Raw genomic sequence first — 16975 nt, 5'->3', positions numbered from 1 at the left:
TAAATCAACATACTCATAAAGGAGTGTTCGTGCTGTAGTTCTAACAATATGAGCTTCGGTATTAATACCCGGTTAATTCCATATAGCCCACACCTGAGTGCGTGCCTTCGATTTTTATAGGGCCTTCCCAATACGTTGTCGACAACAACATTTCACTATTGGGATTAAGTGCTTGGGTGGTGATATGAATGTTTTCGCTTTCAATATCAATTTTCCAGCCAGTTGGGTAGCGCGAATTTTTGCTGGTATGCCAAGCAATAGGCTGCATACTCATATCGTTATGATGGCTGGCGCTGGTAATGTTACGGCCACTGCCATCAGCCTGCATAAGTCTGGCACTGTAAAAACTATCCTGTGGTTGTTCACCTCTTAATCTAAACATCATTAAAGTCTGTTTTTCATCAAGGCGAATAGAAAACCAATCCCAACCTTGCTGACTATCGGTTAACAGCTGTGAGCTCCACTCTCTGTCTAACCAGGCTTGGCCGCTGACTATGTCAGTTTTACCGTTACGGTTAATTGTGCCTGATACGTTTATATAAGGTTGGCTGTAATAGTGGGAGGCGACTTTACCGTCAGCACTTTTAATGCTAAACCCTTGTTCACCCTGTAATTGCCATGGGCTTTGGCTGTCTAAACTCAATTGGTAACTAAACTGCTCACTTTCAACATTTAAGCTGGCGGGAAATGGGCTGTTGTTATGACTTTGCCAACGCCAATTATCTAAGTAAATTGCAAACGGATTGGCGGATACCTGTGCAAACTGTGGATGACTGCGGGAGAACTTCTCTGCGCTGTAATGCTCACTTTTACTGGTTAGCGCAGCATGGGCCATAAACATTTGATTGGTCGCCCAAGGAGACTGTTTAGGTGATATATTGTTATGTAGATCAGTAGATTGAGCCTTAGGTGGAGTCGGTGGGCTTAATGCGCTGCGAAATTGAGTCCATTGAATACCAATGGCTTCGCCATTTTGAGTGGTTAAGTTGGCCGTAATATACCACCACTCAATCCTGTAACCTTCATGGGGTTGATGATCCTGTGGAAATTCAAGTGTATTGGCGGGACTAACCTGGCTGTATTGCAGTAAGGTTTCATCGGCGGCCAAAAGCTTACCCATCGATATCCCCGTAGCGGGTTTACTGGTACCTTCTGATGATTCAGTACTAGGCTGACATCCCAGTAACATAAGCGTAAAAGTGGTTAGCAGCATTTTTGTTAACTTGCTATTTGAGCAACTCATTATAATGTCTCCTGCTGCAAGCTGCTGATCAGCGGCTTACGGGTTTGCCAATATAGCGGCAATGCTACTGAAACTAAGCAGCTTAGCATCGCAATCATCACCACTCTGCCGTAAGCTTGCCAATCCCATATCATGGCAATCGTCCAACCAAAAGCTTGCAAGGTGACTTTATTAATCAATAAGTAGCCTAATATTGCCCCCATTGGCAGGGCGAGTAAGCAGGTTAGTAATACAATTAACATCATTTGTGATGTCACCATGATTCTGAGCTGTTTGCGACTCACCCCCAAAGCATACAAACGCGCTAATGGCGCTAGTCTTGCCTGAGTTAGCATCATGCAAGCACTGAACAATCCAATGGCTGCGACCAGCAATGTCAGACTATTAAGCACGACTGTGATTGAGAAGGTTTTGGTGAACATTTTAATGGCTTCATCTTTAATTCGTTGTTGACTATACATACTGGCCGATGAAAGTCCTTGTTGACTGATCAATGCTTGCTGAAGTAGCTCATTATCGCCTTGGTAATCCACTGCCAAACTTATGGGGTTGGGCGGTAAATGATAGTGTTGCCATAAATTGGGTGAAATGATTAGCTCGCCCATGGGGTTGCCATAATCAAAATAAATGCCGCCAATAGTGAACATGTCGCTATTGGCCTGTGCAACGGGTGTTGATAATAAGGTATTAGTAGTCTTGCTCAGTTTATCAATATTGATTTTATCACCGATATTAAGTTGATATTTTATCGATAATGGCTCGCTGATGAAGACGTTTTTACCCTGCTCAAATTCGTTCCAAAATGACTCATCTAAATTGTCTGGCGATTTAAATACAGTGGTGTTTTTAATCGAGTAAAAATCGCGACTGACCAGATTAATTGGAATTATGTTGCTAAGGTTAGATTGATCGCGTTGCAATTTAGCTTCTGTCTGCCATTGTTTATAAACAGCAGTCACTTTGGGCTCGGCATCCAGAAAAGCATTAACATCCAGTAGCGCATTCGGATTAGGCCGGATATATAAATCGGCATGAAGTCGGGCATCTAGCCATTGTTTTAAGGTGACTTCAAAACTGCCGACTAAGGTGTTCATTGAAATATTGGCGCAAAGGGCCAGCAATATAGCCATCATCGCCAATGATAATGGCGCGATAATCTCTTTTGTTTCTGCTACCACATATTGCCATAGACCTTTTGGCATTAAAGGTAATAGTAATCTCACGCCAATGCTGATTGTCATGGGTAACAATAACGGAATGGCAATGGTAACAATACCGAGCAATATCAAACTGTGCTTATATTGAGAGGTAAAATTAAACAGTATCGCGCTACTTGCTAATAATATACAGGCGGTTAACGCCTGTTGTTTAAACAGTTTTTCATAAGGTATTAACTGTGCTTGGCGTTGTGCCCCCTGCGCTAAGGGCATACGTGATAATTGTAATAACAATGGCCAACATGCTCCAAGCGAGGCAACTGAAGTTAACCCTAATCCTTGTGCAAACCATTGCCATTGCCATAAACCGGGCAGTAATTTTGCGCCATATATTTGTTCTAATGTCATCGCGACCATAGGTTGTAACCACTGGGATAATTGCAGTCCCATGATAAAACCGATAATACTGCCGACAATCACCAAACAGATAATTTCAATAATCAGCGCGATGAGTAAGTTATGACGACCTATACCCATTTGCAGTAACTGAATAAACAGCCTTTGCCGTTTCATTAGGCTGTAGCGCACGCCGTTGTAAGCAATAAATAACCCGACAACAAATGCCAACATGCTCATAGCATCTAAATTGAGGTGAAAACTTGCTGTCAGTGCACTAAGAGATTCACCATCATCTTGATTGTCTATGAGTACCTGGCGGCTATCAAATCCAGCCTGTTCTAAAGCGGCAATGATTTGATTTCGCTGCGAGTCGATAACCGATGGTGATTTATCAAGCGGAAAAAAGATGGCGATATAACTTAACTTACCGGGCATATCTAATAATTGTTGCGCAAAAGAAATATCCGCCAACATGCTATTACCCAAACCGAGACTGGCTTCTATTGGAATAAGCTCTACTGGAATGTCATTTAAAATGAGCTGCCCTTGGGTCAGTGCATTGATTCTTTCGATAAGATTGTCAGATATTACTACGCTAGGATAACCGGCTAATAAGCGCTGTAATGGAATGGCGGGTGTTGTTTGCTTGCCCTTTGATGACTGGCCATCTTGGTGAGGTTGCATTGACACAGCCGCCATAATGTCACTGCCATTGACCTTCCATGATCGCCCTTGTGGATCACTTGCTATGCCTTCAATGACTGCTAGTGCCGGAATACCAGCTTGGCGTAAGGCAAAATAAGCGGCTTCATCGATCCCAGTTTGATCTTTATCGGTAAGGTAAAAACTGGCGCGTTGGCTCAATAATTCGGTTGTTTCACCATAGCTTTGTTTAGCATTCTCATTAGTGGCTTTAACGCCTATCAGTAAGGTTACCGCCAGCATAATACCGAGTAAAATAGCGCTGGCTTGAATAGGAGCTTGGCGATAATGGCGGCTGAAAACCACTAGGCAGCGCTTAATAAGGGACAATGAAAGTGTCATAAGCAATTATACCGTGAGGCTTTGAGTTGCATGGGTTTCAACAATATGGCCTTGCTGTAAATGCCAACGGGTTTGCATAAATCGAGCGCATTGTTCGCTGTGGGTCACCATTAATATACAAGTATTAGCTTGCTTTGCCAGTTCAGTTAATAATGACATGACCTGCATGCCAGCCTGTTCATCAAGGTTTCCGGTGGGTTCGTCAGCGAGCAAAAGTTGTGGTTTATGTGCCAATGCCCTAGCTATAGCGACACGTTGTTGTTGACCGCCGGATAAGGTTTCAACCGCCCTTGAGAGTAATTCAGTGAGCCCAAGCTGCTGGCATAATTCATCACACCAATCATTCCAAGATTGGTTATTTAACGCTAATGCAAAACTAATATTGTCTTTGACATTCAATGGGGTGAGTAAATTAAATTGCTGAAATACCACACCTAAACATTGTCTACGGTATAGGCTCCAGTGTGCATCTTGCCAGTCTGTCGTGTCATTAAGATTTTGTGCGCGAAGGATATCCGGTGATGATGCTAATGATAAATGACCTGAGTCTAGTGTTTCAAAACCGGCGATAATGTTTAGCAGAGTACTTTTACCACTGCCACTAGGGCCAGTTAATGCCACTGTTTGCCCTTGGCTTAACGTCAGGCTGACGTCATCAAGTACTTGATGAAATGTGCCGCCGTCTTTAAAACCTTTGTTGATATTTTTAAGTGCAACAATAATGCTCATTTTTATCCCTGTGCTGTAGCGCTTTAGGTGCGATATCAGTCTAAAGCAATACGTCCTTTTTGGTGCTGACGATCAGCGTATCAATTTAGTCTTGATGGCCTTTTTCATTAGCAGTTGTTATTTTATAAGGATCACTATTCAAACCAACCTGCATAATTGCCATTGGGTTCAGCCAGTGCGGCTTTGGCCTTGTCTGGGTAATTACTGAATACTCCGTCAACGCCAATCGTTTTTAAGGCACGAATGTCATCAGGGTTATCCACCGTATAAACATACACTTTAGCGCCACGCTGGTGGGCGTCATCGATTAATGCTTGGCTGATAAAACTCAAATCTATATGCGCAGAGTATGCTTGTAAATCTGTGACGATTTTGGCTAAATCGAGCGGGATCCCACCCAATAGCGGTGCCACGTAAGCCGTGGGTAATGCTTGTTTGATTTGGGCAAGGTAGGGATGATTGAATGAGCTCATTAATAGCTGTTCGGGTTTGAAGCCTAATAGTGAAATAGCCTGAGGGTATAAAACCAGCAGTGGCGGTACAGTATTATCGCCTTTTAGCTCAATATTGACGATGCAGCGGCCTTTAATCAGTTCAAGCACCTGCCATAAAGTGGGTATAGGTTGGTGTTTAACATTAAGCTTAGCTAATTGATTTAATGTAGATTGGCGGATAAGACCGTGACCGTTAGACTTACCTTCTAAGCGACGATCATGAAACACCACCAATTGCCCTTCAACATTATGGACATCGAGTTCTATCGCTTCTACACCTAAATCCAATGCTGCTTGCATTGCAATCAAAGTGTTTTCGGGATGATAACCACTGGCCCCACGGTGGGCAAATATAAGCATGGTACGTTCTCTGGTTGGTGGTAAGCACAATACAATGGTGTTAATTTGCCCCAATTACAAAGATATGGCTAGTATTGAAAGGTTAAAGTTTGTTTTTCTTATGGCTTTGTTGAGTTTCAAATAATGCCGTTGCCACAATAATAGCCCCGCCGATTAAGGTTTGAGTGCTTAACTGTTCACCCAAAACGATTAATGCCAATATCGCGCCATAAAATGGTTGTAAACAGGATACTAATCCGACCGTTTTAGCACTTAAATACCGCAGCGCAGTAGTGAATAAAGCATGCGGCGCAGCGGTAAATACCACTCCTAACAGAATAACCAATCCTACAGTGTGCTGATTAAGATCTGCCATACTGACATCTTGCCATGGGCTTAAAAACATCACTGCAACTAAAGTTTGATAAAACATCGCATGCGGGCCACTGTAGCCTGTGAAGTAACGTTTATGTAGCAGGTTACGGGCGGTGAATAACGCCGCAGACAACACGCCGACTAAAATGCCTAAGGTAATGTCATTGTCAAGATTAGGTTCGGGGATTAATAAAATGACCCCAATCAATACGGCTAGGCCGGAAACTACATCGACCCATTTAAGTTGGGTACGGTTGATTAAAGGTTCGACTAACACTGTCATCACTGGATAAGTGAAGAAGGCAATCATACCAATGGCAACAGATGATAATTGCATTGCGGCAAAATACGTTACCCAATGACAACTCACGAGAACACCGAGTAAAATGGCAATAAGGTAATCTTTGCTATGACGTAATTTGAGGGTTTGCTTGCTGGCCTTTACCAGTAAAGCTAGAACAAAGGCTGCGACGATACAGCGTAAAAAGGTAATGTTAAGCGCACTTAGCGGAATAAGCTTAGAAAAAAGCGCCGTACCACCAAACAGTAATACGGCTAGATGTACTTCAACTAACCCAGATCGAGGTTGAGCGGTAGTCACTTTTGAGCGCTATTTAAGGTTAATGTTTGCAAACGCTTGACCTAAACGAGTCACTTCGCCAGGTTCTACGCCATCAGCGAAGGTATCAATGGCATCTTGAGCAAATAACATCACCACAGTACTGCCTAACTTAAAACGGCCCATTTCAGCGCCTTTCTCTAACGTTAACGCTTTAGGGCCTGTGGTTGGATAATCCCAACTAAAGACCTGCTTGCCACCGGGCGGTGTAACTGTGCCAGCCCAAATGGTTTCAATGCTAGCTACAATCGTTGCGCCAACCAATACCATGGCTAATGGGCCTATTTCAGTTTCAAAAATAGCGACCACACGTTCATTGCGGGCAAAAAGCCCTGGCACATTTTGCGCGGTAAGTGGGTTAACTGAAAACAAGTCGCCTGGTACATAAGTCATTTTAGACAAGGTGCCGGTAATCGGCATATGAATACGGTGATAATCTTTTGGTGCAAGGTAAATAGTGGCAAAATCACCGCCGTCAAAACGGTCGGCATCGGCTTTATCACCACCGAGTAAAGCTTGCGAAGTGTAACTATGCCCCTTGGCCTGGAATATGTTGCCAGATTCAATTGGGCCACATTGGCTAACAGCACCATCAACTGGGTGCGCCATGATGGTTGCGTCTTGGTTTATTGGGCGTAAACCTTGTTTTAATTCACGGGTAAAAAAGGCATTAAAGGTGTTGTAAGCTTCAGGCTCACTTTTAGCTGCTTCTGACATGTCAATTTTGTATTGATTAATGAACCACTTAATAAATACGGTAGTCAGTACTCCAGCTTCTGCTGCTGCAAACTTACCGACTAAGCGTGATAAAAAATGTTTTGGCATGATGTATTGCAAAGCAATTTTTAATGAGTCCAATTTTATTTCCTTACTTTTTTATTAGTTTTGTACGATGAATATGTGTTAGTAAATTAAGTGACTTAAACATGTTTCGCTAAATTAACGTCGACATTCATTATTTCGAAATATCATCAATGGCACGAAAGTGTCGTGCATGTCTCTGTTCATCAAGGCTAGCAATAATACGGTTATAGTTATAAAACCTGTCTTGGGTAATTTTGCCTTCTTTTAAAGCCGTTTGTAGCGCACATCCCGGGTCATCTCCATGTTTGCAGTCTCTAAACTTACAAGTACCTAAAAACTCTCTAAATTCAATAAAACACCATCCCACTCGTTGAGCATCTAAATGCCACAGAGCAAACTCACGCACACCCGGAGAGTCGATTAAATCGCCGCCACTGGCAAAGTGTAATAGTTTTGCGGTTGTAGTAGTGTGTTGACCTAAACCAGAATTACCAGACACATCGCCGATAAGTAAGTCAGCTTCAGGCATTAATGCATTAATGACCGATGATTTACCGACGCCAGATTGTCCTGCAAACACACTGACTTTATCTTTTAGTAAGTCTTTAAGATCTGCAATGCCTTCACCGGTATGGCTACTCAGTTGATACACTTGGTAACCAATGTCGCGATAGCGGGCTAAGGCTTGTTCAATCTCAGGGCGGTTTTCATCATTCAATAAATCGATTTTGTTTAGCACAATAACCGGTGCAATATCAGTGTCTTCACAGGCCACCAGATAGCGATCAATAATTTGGGTAGTGAAACTAGGTAATACCGATGACACAATAAGAATTTGATCAATATTGGCGGCAATAATTTTCACGCCATCATATAAATCAGGGCGTGTAAGAGATGATTTTCGCGGATGAACAGCCTCCACAATGCCGCCAATGTTGGCGTTTGATTGCACTTCAGTGGCTAAACGTACAATAACCTTGTCACCTGTAACTAAACTGGTGACCGCGCGGCGAATATTGCAGCGGGTTATAATGCCGTCTTGGGTTTCAATATCAGCATGTTGACCGAAACGAGATATCACCACACCGGCTTGTTCAGGTGTTAATAAATGATCTTGAATATCAGCACTGTCGCTGGCTGAATCGGTGCGATTTAATCGTTTTGATTGATTTGCACGCATGCGCCTTAATTGGCCTTGGCTTAGGGGTTTCTTTTTACTCACAGAGAGATCTTCATCAATTAAAGGTATTTTTTTGTGTCTTAAAAGGATTATGATACACGCAATGAAATAAAAATGCCTGAAATTAGGGCAATAGATAGAATAAGGCGAACGATATGGCTGCAGATGCGAAAAATTTGATTTGGGTTGATCTTGAAATGACAGGGCTTGAGCCTGAAGTCGATAGAATTATTGAAATTGCTACGTTAGTGACGGATCAAGATTTAAATATCATTGCCCAAGGACCTGTTTTAGCCATATATCAAACCGATGAAGTGCTAGCGGGAATGGATGATTGGAATCAAAAACATCATGGTGAGTCAGGTCTAATTGATCGGGTTAAAGCCAGTAAACACAGTGAGCAAGATGCTATTGATCAAACGATTGAGTTTTTATCTCACTATGTACCTAAGGGCGCATCACCTATGTGCGGTAATAGTATTGGTCAAGATCGCCGTTTTTTGAACAAGTATATGTTAGAGCTTGAAGACTATTTCCATTACCGCAATGTCGATGTCAGCACCATTAAAGAATTAGTCCGTCGTTGGAGCCCTGAAACTATGAATGGGTTTACAAAAAAGAATACTCATCAGGCATTAGAAGACATCAAAGAATCTATTGCTGAATTGCAGTATTATCGTGGTCAGGTATTTAAAATTTAACCAAACGATTCAGTTTTTGCAAAAAGAGTGCAAAAAGGGGTTGCAGCATATTAAATATTACCTATAATGCGGCCTCAACTTTCTACAGAGTGTTAAGCTCTGAGTCATAGAAAGTAGGAATTTGAAATTAAGCGACATTAGCTCAGTTGGTTCAGGTAGAAAGACGATACCTTGCTGACTGTTACAAATGAAGCAAATAGTAAGCGACATTAGCTCAGTTGGTAGAGCGATACCTTGCCAAGGTATAGGTCATCAGTTCGAACCTGATATGTCGCTCCAAAATCTGAATTTACAAAATGATTTTTGATATGCGACATTAGCTCAGTTGGTAGAGCGATACCTTGCCAAGGTATAGGTCATCAGTTCGAACCTGATATGTCGCTCCAAAATCTAAATTTACAAAATGATTTTTGATATGCGACATTAGCTCAGTTGGTAGAGCGATACCTTGCCAAGGTATAGGTCATCAGTTCGAACCTGATATGTCGCTCCAAAATCACATACCTCCTTAAAAACTTTCCCACTTTACATCATCAAAATAGCTAATAAAAATTAGCTCAGTTGCGATTTTAAAAATTGCGATACCTTTTTGTTTGCCAAGGTATAGGTCATCAGTTCGAACCACTCCTTATGAAGAGAGGGTCGCTCCAAAATCACATACCTCCTTAAAAACTTTCTCACTTTACATCATTAAAATAGCAATAAAAATTAGCTCAGTTGCGATTTTAAAAATTGCGATACCTTTTTGTTTGCCAAGGTATAGGTCATCAGTTCGAACCACTCTTAATGAAGAGATGGTCGCTGCAAAATCACTTTCTCAGTTTAAATACCTAATTTGAAATGCGATATTAGCTCAGTTGACTAAGTGAGAGCGCACGTATCTTTTCACATTACTCGGGCTATAAAAAGTAGCCGTATATACGAATAACTTCCAATAAACACAAGAAGGAGCCAACTCTTCTGTCCAACTCCTGTTAAAGGCCTAGTCAAATAAATATAATAATGCTACTCATAGGAACGATTGAATGTGTGTATTCTATTTATGCAAATATTGCGTATGTTTTCATGGCATACTAATCTTAAACTAACTCAAAAACTAAAAAGGTTGTCTAATGAATATAGAGTCGATCAACACTGAGCGATCGCTATGTACTAATTGTGCAAAGGAAAATAATTTAGACTTTGATTTTACTATGGCCTTTCAACCTATTATTGACTGTAGCACACAAAGTATTTATGGCTACGAAGCATTAGTTAGAGGGATTAATAATGAGTCCGCATATGACATATTGTCTCAGGTTACTGCTGACAATCGGTATGTTTTCGATCAGCTTTGTCGTATTAAAGCGATCGCTTTAGCGTCGGAGTTAAACATAAGCTCGATGCTAAGCATCAACTTTTTACCTAATGCGATTTATAACCCAGAGCGCTGCATTCGAACGACCTTAGACGCCGCTAAAAAGTATAATTTTCCAACAGTAAACATTATGTTCGAATTCACAGAAATTGAAAAAGTGGAAGACAGCAAACATTTAAAGGAAATTGTTGAATACTACCAAAAGCTTGGCTTTAAAACTGCCACAGATGATTTTGGCTCTGGCTACTCAGGCCTTAATTTATTGGCAGATTTTCAGACTGATATTGTAAAACTAGATATGGCATTAATTCGAAATATAGACAAAGATAAAGTGCGTCAGTCAATTGTGACAAATACTTTAAATTTACTTACTGAACTAAACATTACGCCTTTAGCTGAAGGTATTGAAACGAAGGAAGAATATCTGTTTCTTAAAGAGGCGGGTGTTAAACTAATGCAAGGCTACCTGTTTGCGCAACCTGGATTCAAGTGTTTACCTGAAGTGAACTTCGACATGCTTTGAATGTTGAATATAGACATTTTCAACGGTTAATATAAGCGCTTTTTTACAGCGCTGAGTTCCAAATATATACTAGCCCCTATTATAAATTATGCCTTATTTTTGATATCGATAAATTTTGATATCGCCAAAAACAGTATCCACGATCGATGGGGCCCATAGATATCCCAATCACCCCCATGTTGAGTAAGACATCAATACTCCTAAAATCTTCCTCAATTCCGTTAAGTGATCCAGCACGCATTTCTTCATTAATCCCTAATATAAAAACATCAAACAATCAAAAATATGACTTTGCTCAAATACTTGTTAAGTGAAATTTCTAATAATGAAGTTAATTAAGTTATCCCTGATAATCTCAGGCTGTAAAGTGAGGTAGTGATATATGCGTATTCAACAATTAAGTGAATTACTTGAGTATGTTGCCAAATGTCGATTAAATATGGGCAAGTTGTACAAACGATTACACCGTAACGCAGACTCTTCTCGCGTGAAGTTAATGTTGGAATACTTTCAGCAGCATGAGAAGCATATCCACGATACGCTAGAGAGCTATATTGAAGATGCGCCAGCTAAAATTCTTGATACCTGGTATCAAGATGTTGTTTTTGAGGATTTTATCAAGCGTTGTGATGACGCTGTTTTACCAGCCAATATGGATGAAGAGCAAGTGTTAGAGTTGCATCTTGATCTTGAAAATCGATTAATTGAGTTTCTTGAAAAGACTGCAGAATTAACCTCTTGCAATGATGCGAAAAGTGCACTGCTTGATGTGATCCGTGTTGCGAAAACACAGCAGAAGCGTTTAGTACACAGTGTACTTCGTATGGATGATATTTAGGCTTTAACCAACATTTAACTTTTGATTGACTCAAAAATGCCAGCAATGATATTGCTGGCATTTTTATTTGTTGAAAAAAGCCACATGCAGCTGTAGGAGATAAATATAGAACTCTGGTATATTGTGGCTTTGAACCTCTTTTATAATGCTTTTGGCTGTTTGATATGACTTCTATTGTTAAAAATCTTGAAAATGAACAAGCTACAGTGGCAATTGGACAATTTATTGCTCAAGGACTAATGCCGCCATTAACGATTTTTTTAACTGGAGACTTAGGCGCAGGTAAAACTACCTTGAGCCGCGGAATTATTCAATCTTTAGGTCATAAAGGTGCGGTTAAAAGTCCAACGTATACCTTAGTTGAGCCCTATGAGTTTGATGGCTTTGATGTATTTCATTTTGACTTATATCGTGTCGCTGACCCTGAAGAGCTCGAATTTATGGGAATTCGTGATTATTTTAATAAAACCAGTATTTGTTTGGTTGAGTGGCCTGAGCATGGGCAGGGTATGTTGCCTGATGCCGATCTTCATTTGCATTTACGCTATAAAAATAATCAACGAGAAATTGAAATTAACGCTTTGTCTGCTTCTGGGCAAACAATTTTGAAAAAATTAAAATAATAATGACTCTACATAAAGCCATTCTTCATCTTACCTGCTGGGTAATAATAAGTACCTCGTTTACAGCACACAGTGCTAATGAGCTCGATAGTGTGCGCATTTGGGCAGCACCAGAATCAACTCGTGTGGTATTTGACTTATCGCAAGCGCCTCAATATGAATCGTTTACGCTAACCAATCCTGAACGCCTAGTTGTGGATATTAAAAATGCCAGCAATAAAGTCCAATTAGACAGATTAAGCAATAATAGTAAATTAATTAAACGTATTAGGGTGAGTCAATCACCTGGAAAAGGTATTTTACGGCTAGTTTTAGACCTCAATAAACCAATAAAATCTAACTTGTTTACGCTATCGCCAACAGCTCCCTACGGTAATCGTTTGGTGGTGGATTTAGATGATTCCTTTAGCGCAGAAACAAGAGCTAAAGTTACTACCCACTCTTCGGGTACGAACCGTAATATCGTTATTGCGATTGATGCTGGGCACGGTGGTGAAGACCCTGGCTCTATTGGTCCTACAGGTATTTATGAAAAGCGCGTTGTACTAGATATTTCAAAACGCCTTGCGGATAAAATTAATGCGACTCCTGGTATGCAAGCTGTGATGACGCGTACCGGAGATTACTTCGTTGACTTAAACCGTCGCTCAGAGTTAGCACGCCGCAGTAAAGCGGATTTATTATTATCTATTCATGCTGACGCATTTACATCGCCTCAGCCTAGAGGAGCATCTGCGTGGGTGTTATCGATGCGCCGAGCTGACAGTGAATTAGGTCGATTACTTGAGCAAACAGAAAAGCATTCAGAGTTGCTAGGTGGTGTGGGTGATATTATTCAAAATTCTGATGTTGAAAAATATTTAGTGCAAACGCTTATCGACATGCAGAAAAATAATTCGATGGTAATGGGTAATGATATTGCCAAAGATATTTTGCGTGATCTTGGTAGCGTTACTCACCTTCATAAAAAAGAGCCAGAAGCGGCGAGTTTGGCGGTATTAAAAGCGGCGGATATTCCGTCTATTTTGATTGAGACGGGGTTTATCTCAAACCCAGGTGAAGAGAAACTACTCGTTAATTATAATCACCAACAAAAGCTGGCTAATGCGATTCATAAAGGTGTCGTGCGATATTTTGAAACCAATCCACCTTCAGGCACATTACTGTCTCAGAGTGCCAATACTAAGCATAAAGTTCAATCCGGTGAGTCTTTGTCGGTTATCGCGAAACGCTATGGTGTGAGTGTTAATAATCTTAAAAAGGCAAATAATTTAAGGTCAGATGTTGTGCGTATCGGCCAACACTTGGTGATCCCAAGAGCATAATGATGGCTATCCAACTCCTTCCCCCTCAACTTGCAAACCAAATCGCCGCTGGTGAAGTGGTTGAGCGTCCAGCTTCGGTAGTAAAAGAACTGGTCGAGAATAGTCTAGATGCAGGGGCGACAAGGGTTGATATAGAAATCGATAAAGGCGGCAGTAAGCTGATTCGTATCCGTGATAATGGGTGCGGTATTCCCCAAGCTGAACTTGCATTAGCCTTGTCGCGTCATGCCACTTCTAAAGTGCACACATTAGATGATTTAGAAGCCATCATGAGTTTTGGTTTTCGCGGTGAAGCACTGGCGAGTATTAGCTCAGTTGCACGCTTGACGTTAACCTCAAAAACCGCAGAACAAACTGAAGCTTGGCAGGCCTTTGCTGAAGGCTCACAAATGGATGTTAAAGTGACGCCGGCGGCGCACCCTCAAGGTTCGACGATTGATGTTGTCGACTTGTTTTTTAACACCCCAGCCAGAAGACGTTTTTTAAAAAGTGATAAAACAGAGTTTACCCATATTGATGAATGGTTAAAGCGTATTGCCATAGCTCGATGTGATATTCATTTTACCTTGACCCATAATGGCAAGTTAGTTCGTCAATATCGTCCCGCTAACACCGAAATACAGCACCAACAACGCTTGGGTCAGATATGTGGCCGTCAATTTGCTGAAAACGCGCTAACTGTGTCATGTGAGCATGCAGGCTTATCATTACAAGGTTATTTACAGTCGCCGTTTGATAATGTCATTAGTGATAGTAGCTATTTTTATGTTAATGGTCGTTTAGTGCGCGATCGTTTAGTAAATCATGCTGTAAAACAAGCATTTGCAGAGCAAGGTGTGGAACATCAACCTGGATATGTATTGATGCTCGATTTAGACCCACATCAAGTTGATGTAAATGTTCATCCTGCAAAACATGAAGTAAGGTTTCATCAATCACGTTATGTACATGATTTTATATTACAAGCTTTGCAGTCTGCTTTAATACAAATACGTGATTTGATCCCTACGCGGGACCCATCAGGAGAAGATCATTCTAACTCCAATACTTATCCGCAGAATGAGTCTACAGCTGAGCACTTCTCACTCTCAGAGTCAGTAGGAACAGACTTATCCGACAGGCACTTTACAAGCGAGCAGCCTAGCCGTCCCAATAGTATCAGTCAATTCGGTAGCATGCGTGTACCTGGGCAAGCAAGCCAATCATTTGGCGGAAACTCATCTAACAGTAAGCCGCGTTATGATGTTAATACTAGTGGGGAAGCCTCAACATCTAAGCCATACACACAATTACCTAATAAACATATCAGTCAAACAACGATTGAGAGTTATGGACAACTTCTACAAGTATCCGATGACGTTAGCCAAAATACAGATACTAGTCACTATTCTGCCGGTATGTTGCCAAATACTTCAACAGTAAAACCTATGCCGAATGTGTTAAATAACCAATTTTGGGTCATAGTGTCTGAAAGTGAATTAAAATTAATGCCAATTATTGAAGTGCAAAAAACCGTTGTTCAACAGGAAATTTTGCACAAATTAGCGACAGGGTTAATCGGCCAGCCGCTACTAATGCCTGTATCGATAAAAGCCGATCCTGACTGGCAATTAATACTTGAACAGGGTGAACCTTTTTTGCGTCAACTCGGTATTGAGTTAACAATTCGCTACGGGCAGTTGATTATTAAAAAAGTGCCCCCATATTTGAGAGATAGCCAGTTAGCTACTGTGATACCAGAGCTATTACAATGGATGGCAGCAGTAAAGCCAAATAATGAAGCATTAGCGCTTTGGATTGCACAGCAATCAAACGATAAGTTTATTGCCCCGCAAACTATTTGGCAAAAGTTTTGTCTACTTACAGAGGCAACTCAGCAAACAATATTAGCCAATGCCAAAGCATTACCTTGGCAAGCATGGATTAAAGATAACGCGTGAATAAAGTCGAACGGCCAAAAATCATCTTTTTGATGGGGCCCACAGCTTCAGGAAAGACTGCATTGGCCATTCAAATGGCTCAGCAGCATAACTGTGAGTTAATTTCAGTCGATTCAGCGTTGATTTATCGTCAAATGGATATTGGTACCGCAAAGCCAACAGCTGAAGAGTTGGCGCAGGCACCGCATCGTTTGATTGATATTTTAGACCCTAGTGAGAGTTATTCTGCGGCTGATTTTCGTCGTGATGCACTAGAACAGATTGAGCAAATTGTTGCCCGTGGTAAAACGCCTTTATTAGTCGGCGGTACTATGATGTATTTCAAAGCATTATTAGAAGGTTTATCGCCTTTACCCGCAGCAGATGAGACGATACGAACACAAATTTTAGCTGAGGCCGAAAGCTTAGGTTGGGAAACATTACATCGACAACTGTGTGAAATTGACCCAGTTTCAGGTGAGCGAATTCATCCTAATGATCCACAAAGATTGTCGCGAGCATTAGAAGTTTTTCGCATAACGGGTAAGACTATGACAGAGTTAACTCAGATTAAGTCAGATGATCTACCGTATGATGTAATCCAGTTTGCGATTGCGCCAACAGACAGGAAAGTATTGCATGAGTTGATTGCCAAGCGTTTTCTGCTTATGTTAGACCAAGGTTTTATAGATGAAGTCGCGCGATTAAAGTCCCGTGGCGACTTGCATTTAGATATGCCATCTATGCGTTGTGTCGGTTATAGGCAGTGCTGGGAGTACCTTGATAATGAGGTTGATCATGCGACTATGGTCGAAAAAGCTACCGCTGCCACTAGGCAATTAGCCAAACGTCAATTAACATGGTTGAGAAGTTGGCCTGATTTACAATGGCTTGAAAGTGGCGATGAAATGAATTTAGTTACACTTATGCGACAATGCTGCTAGCTAATTAGCTGTTACTGTATAATACTCAAACTAAAGAATAAAACTTGAATTACATATTTTAAAAAGAAAAAGGAAATTACAAAATGGCTAAGGGGCAATCTTTACAAGACCCATTTTTAAACGCTCTTCGTCGTGAGCGTGTACCCGTTTCGATCTACTTAGTAAACGGTATTAAGCTTCAGGGACAGGTTGAGTCTTTCGACCAATTCGTGATCTTGTTGAAAAACACAGTGAGTCAAATGGTGTATAAACATGCCATTTCGACAGTCGTTCCAGCCCGTCCATTTAATGTGACAAGTCATCAAGGCACTAATGCTTCTGATGAGGATGATGCGGAATAAATAACTTAAAAAGGATACTGC

General features: G+C 41.1%; 15 protein-coding genes and 3 tRNA genes. 11 read left to right on the top strand and 7 right to left on the bottom strand.

Features of this window, described 5'->3' with window-relative positions; translation table 11 throughout:
• Positions 1–61: 61 nt before the first annotated feature.
• From FJ709_RS16600 to rsgA, 7 genes are all read right to left on the bottom strand, one after another.
• A complete protein-coding gene (locus FJ709_RS16600; protein WP_226411240.1) occupies positions 62–1243 on the bottom strand; it encodes a lipocalin-like domain-containing protein in 1182 nt (393 codons plus the stop codon).
• Complete coding sequence (locus FJ709_RS16595; protein ID WP_226411239.1) at positions 1243–3843, bottom strand: ABC transporter permease; 2601 nt, start codon at positions 3841–3843, stop codon at positions 1243–1245. Before FJ709_RS16595 ends, FJ709_RS16600 begins: the two co-directional genes overlap by 1 nt.
• Before the next feature lie 6 nt (positions 3844–3849).
• Complete coding sequence (locus FJ709_RS16590; RefSeq protein WP_226411238.1) at positions 3850–4572, bottom strand: ABC transporter ATP-binding protein; 723 nt, start codon at positions 4570–4572, stop codon at positions 3850–3852.
• A 134-nt stretch (positions 4573–4706) separates the two neighbouring features.
• Positions 4707–5426 (bottom strand): glycerophosphodiester phosphodiesterase, encoded by a 720-nt coding sequence (locus FJ709_RS16585; protein WP_226411237.1) that lies wholly within the window; start codon positions 5424–5426, stop codon positions 4707–4709.
• An 82-nt stretch (positions 5427–5508) separates the two neighbouring features.
• Positions 5509–6381: a DMT family transporter gene (locus FJ709_RS16580; protein ID WP_226411235.1), complete on the bottom strand. Its 873-nt coding sequence runs from the start codon at positions 6379–6381 to the stop codon at positions 5509–5511.
• A 9-nt stretch (positions 6382–6390) separates the two neighbouring features.
• The gene (gene asd / locus FJ709_RS16575) at positions 6391–7257 is read right to left on the bottom strand and encodes an archaetidylserine decarboxylase (RefSeq protein ID WP_226411233.1); all 867 of its coding nucleotides are present in this window, start codon (positions 7255–7257) and stop codon (positions 6391–6393) included.
• 97 nt (positions 7258–7354) lie between these two features.
• Entirely contained in the window at positions 7355–8425 is a 1071-nt protein-coding gene (gene rsgA, locus FJ709_RS16570) for a small ribosomal subunit biogenesis GTPase RsgA (RefSeq protein ID WP_226411232.1), read from the bottom strand.
• 113 nt (positions 8426–8538) lie between these two features.
• Here rsgA and orn point away from each other — a divergent pair, with 113 nt between their 5' ends.
• From orn to hfq, 11 genes are all read left to right on the top strand, one after another.
• Positions 8539–9084: an oligoribonuclease gene (gene orn / locus FJ709_RS16565; RefSeq protein ID WP_226411230.1), complete on the top strand. Its 546-nt coding sequence runs from the start codon at positions 8539–8541 to the stop codon at positions 9082–9084.
• A 203-nt stretch (positions 9085–9287) separates the two neighbouring features.
• A tRNA-Gly gene (locus tag FJ709_RS16560) sits at positions 9288–9363 on the top strand.
• A 31-nt stretch (positions 9364–9394) separates the two neighbouring features.
• Positions 9395–9470 (top strand) — tRNA-Gly (locus FJ709_RS16555).
• A gap of 31 nt (positions 9471–9501) precedes the next feature.
• Positions 9502–9577: transfer RNA gene (locus FJ709_RS16550), tRNA-Gly, on the top strand.
• 619 nt (positions 9578–10196) lie between these two features.
• Positions 10197–10964 (top strand): EAL domain-containing protein, encoded by a 768-nt coding sequence (locus tag FJ709_RS16545; RefSeq protein WP_226411228.1) that lies wholly within the window; start codon positions 10197–10199, stop codon positions 10962–10964.
• Positions 10965–11346: 382 nt separating this feature from the next.
• Positions 11347–11802: a hypothetical protein gene (locus FJ709_RS16540; RefSeq protein ID WP_226411227.1), complete on the top strand. Its 456-nt coding sequence runs from the start codon at positions 11347–11349 to the stop codon at positions 11800–11802.
• Positions 11803–11966: 164 nt separating this feature from the next.
• Entirely contained in the window at positions 11967–12425 is a 459-nt protein-coding gene (tsaE, locus tag FJ709_RS16535; RefSeq protein WP_226411225.1) for a tRNA (adenosine(37)-N6)-threonylcarbamoyltransferase complex ATPase subunit type 1 TsaE, read from the top strand.
• 2 nt (positions 12426–12427) lie between these two features.
• Positions 12428–13750: an N-acetylmuramoyl-L-alanine amidase gene (locus FJ709_RS16530; RefSeq protein WP_226411223.1), complete on the top strand. Its 1323-nt coding sequence runs from the start codon at positions 12428–12430 to the stop codon at positions 13748–13750.
• Positions 13750–15690 carry a DNA mismatch repair endonuclease MutL gene (mutL, locus tag FJ709_RS16525; RefSeq protein ID WP_450103974.1) on the top strand — a complete coding sequence of 647 codons (1941 nt, stop codon included), beginning with the start codon at positions 13750–13752 and terminating at the stop codon, positions 15688–15690. Before FJ709_RS16530 ends, mutL begins: the two co-directional genes overlap by 1 nt.
• Entirely contained in the window at positions 15687–16613 is a 927-nt protein-coding gene (miaA, locus tag FJ709_RS16520; RefSeq protein ID WP_226411220.1) for a tRNA (adenosine(37)-N6)-dimethylallyltransferase MiaA, read from the top strand. The genes mutL and miaA overlap by 4 nt, the downstream gene beginning before the upstream one ends.
• Before the next feature lie 83 nt (positions 16614–16696).
• Positions 16697–16954, top strand: coding sequence for an RNA chaperone Hfq (gene hfq, locus FJ709_RS16515; RefSeq protein ID WP_226411218.1), 258 nt, complete (start codon positions 16697–16699; stop codon positions 16952–16954).
• The last annotated feature ends 21 nt before the right edge of the window (positions 16955–16975 follow it).

Origin of the sequence: Shewanella glacialimarina (genome assembly GCF_020511155.1) — a bacterium.
Classification (GTDB): domain Bacteria; phylum Pseudomonadota; class Gammaproteobacteria; order Enterobacterales; family Shewanellaceae; genus Shewanella; species Shewanella glacialimarina.
Note: the sequence above shows the minus strand (reverse complement) of the source record. Positions and strands in the feature narration are given on the sequence as shown.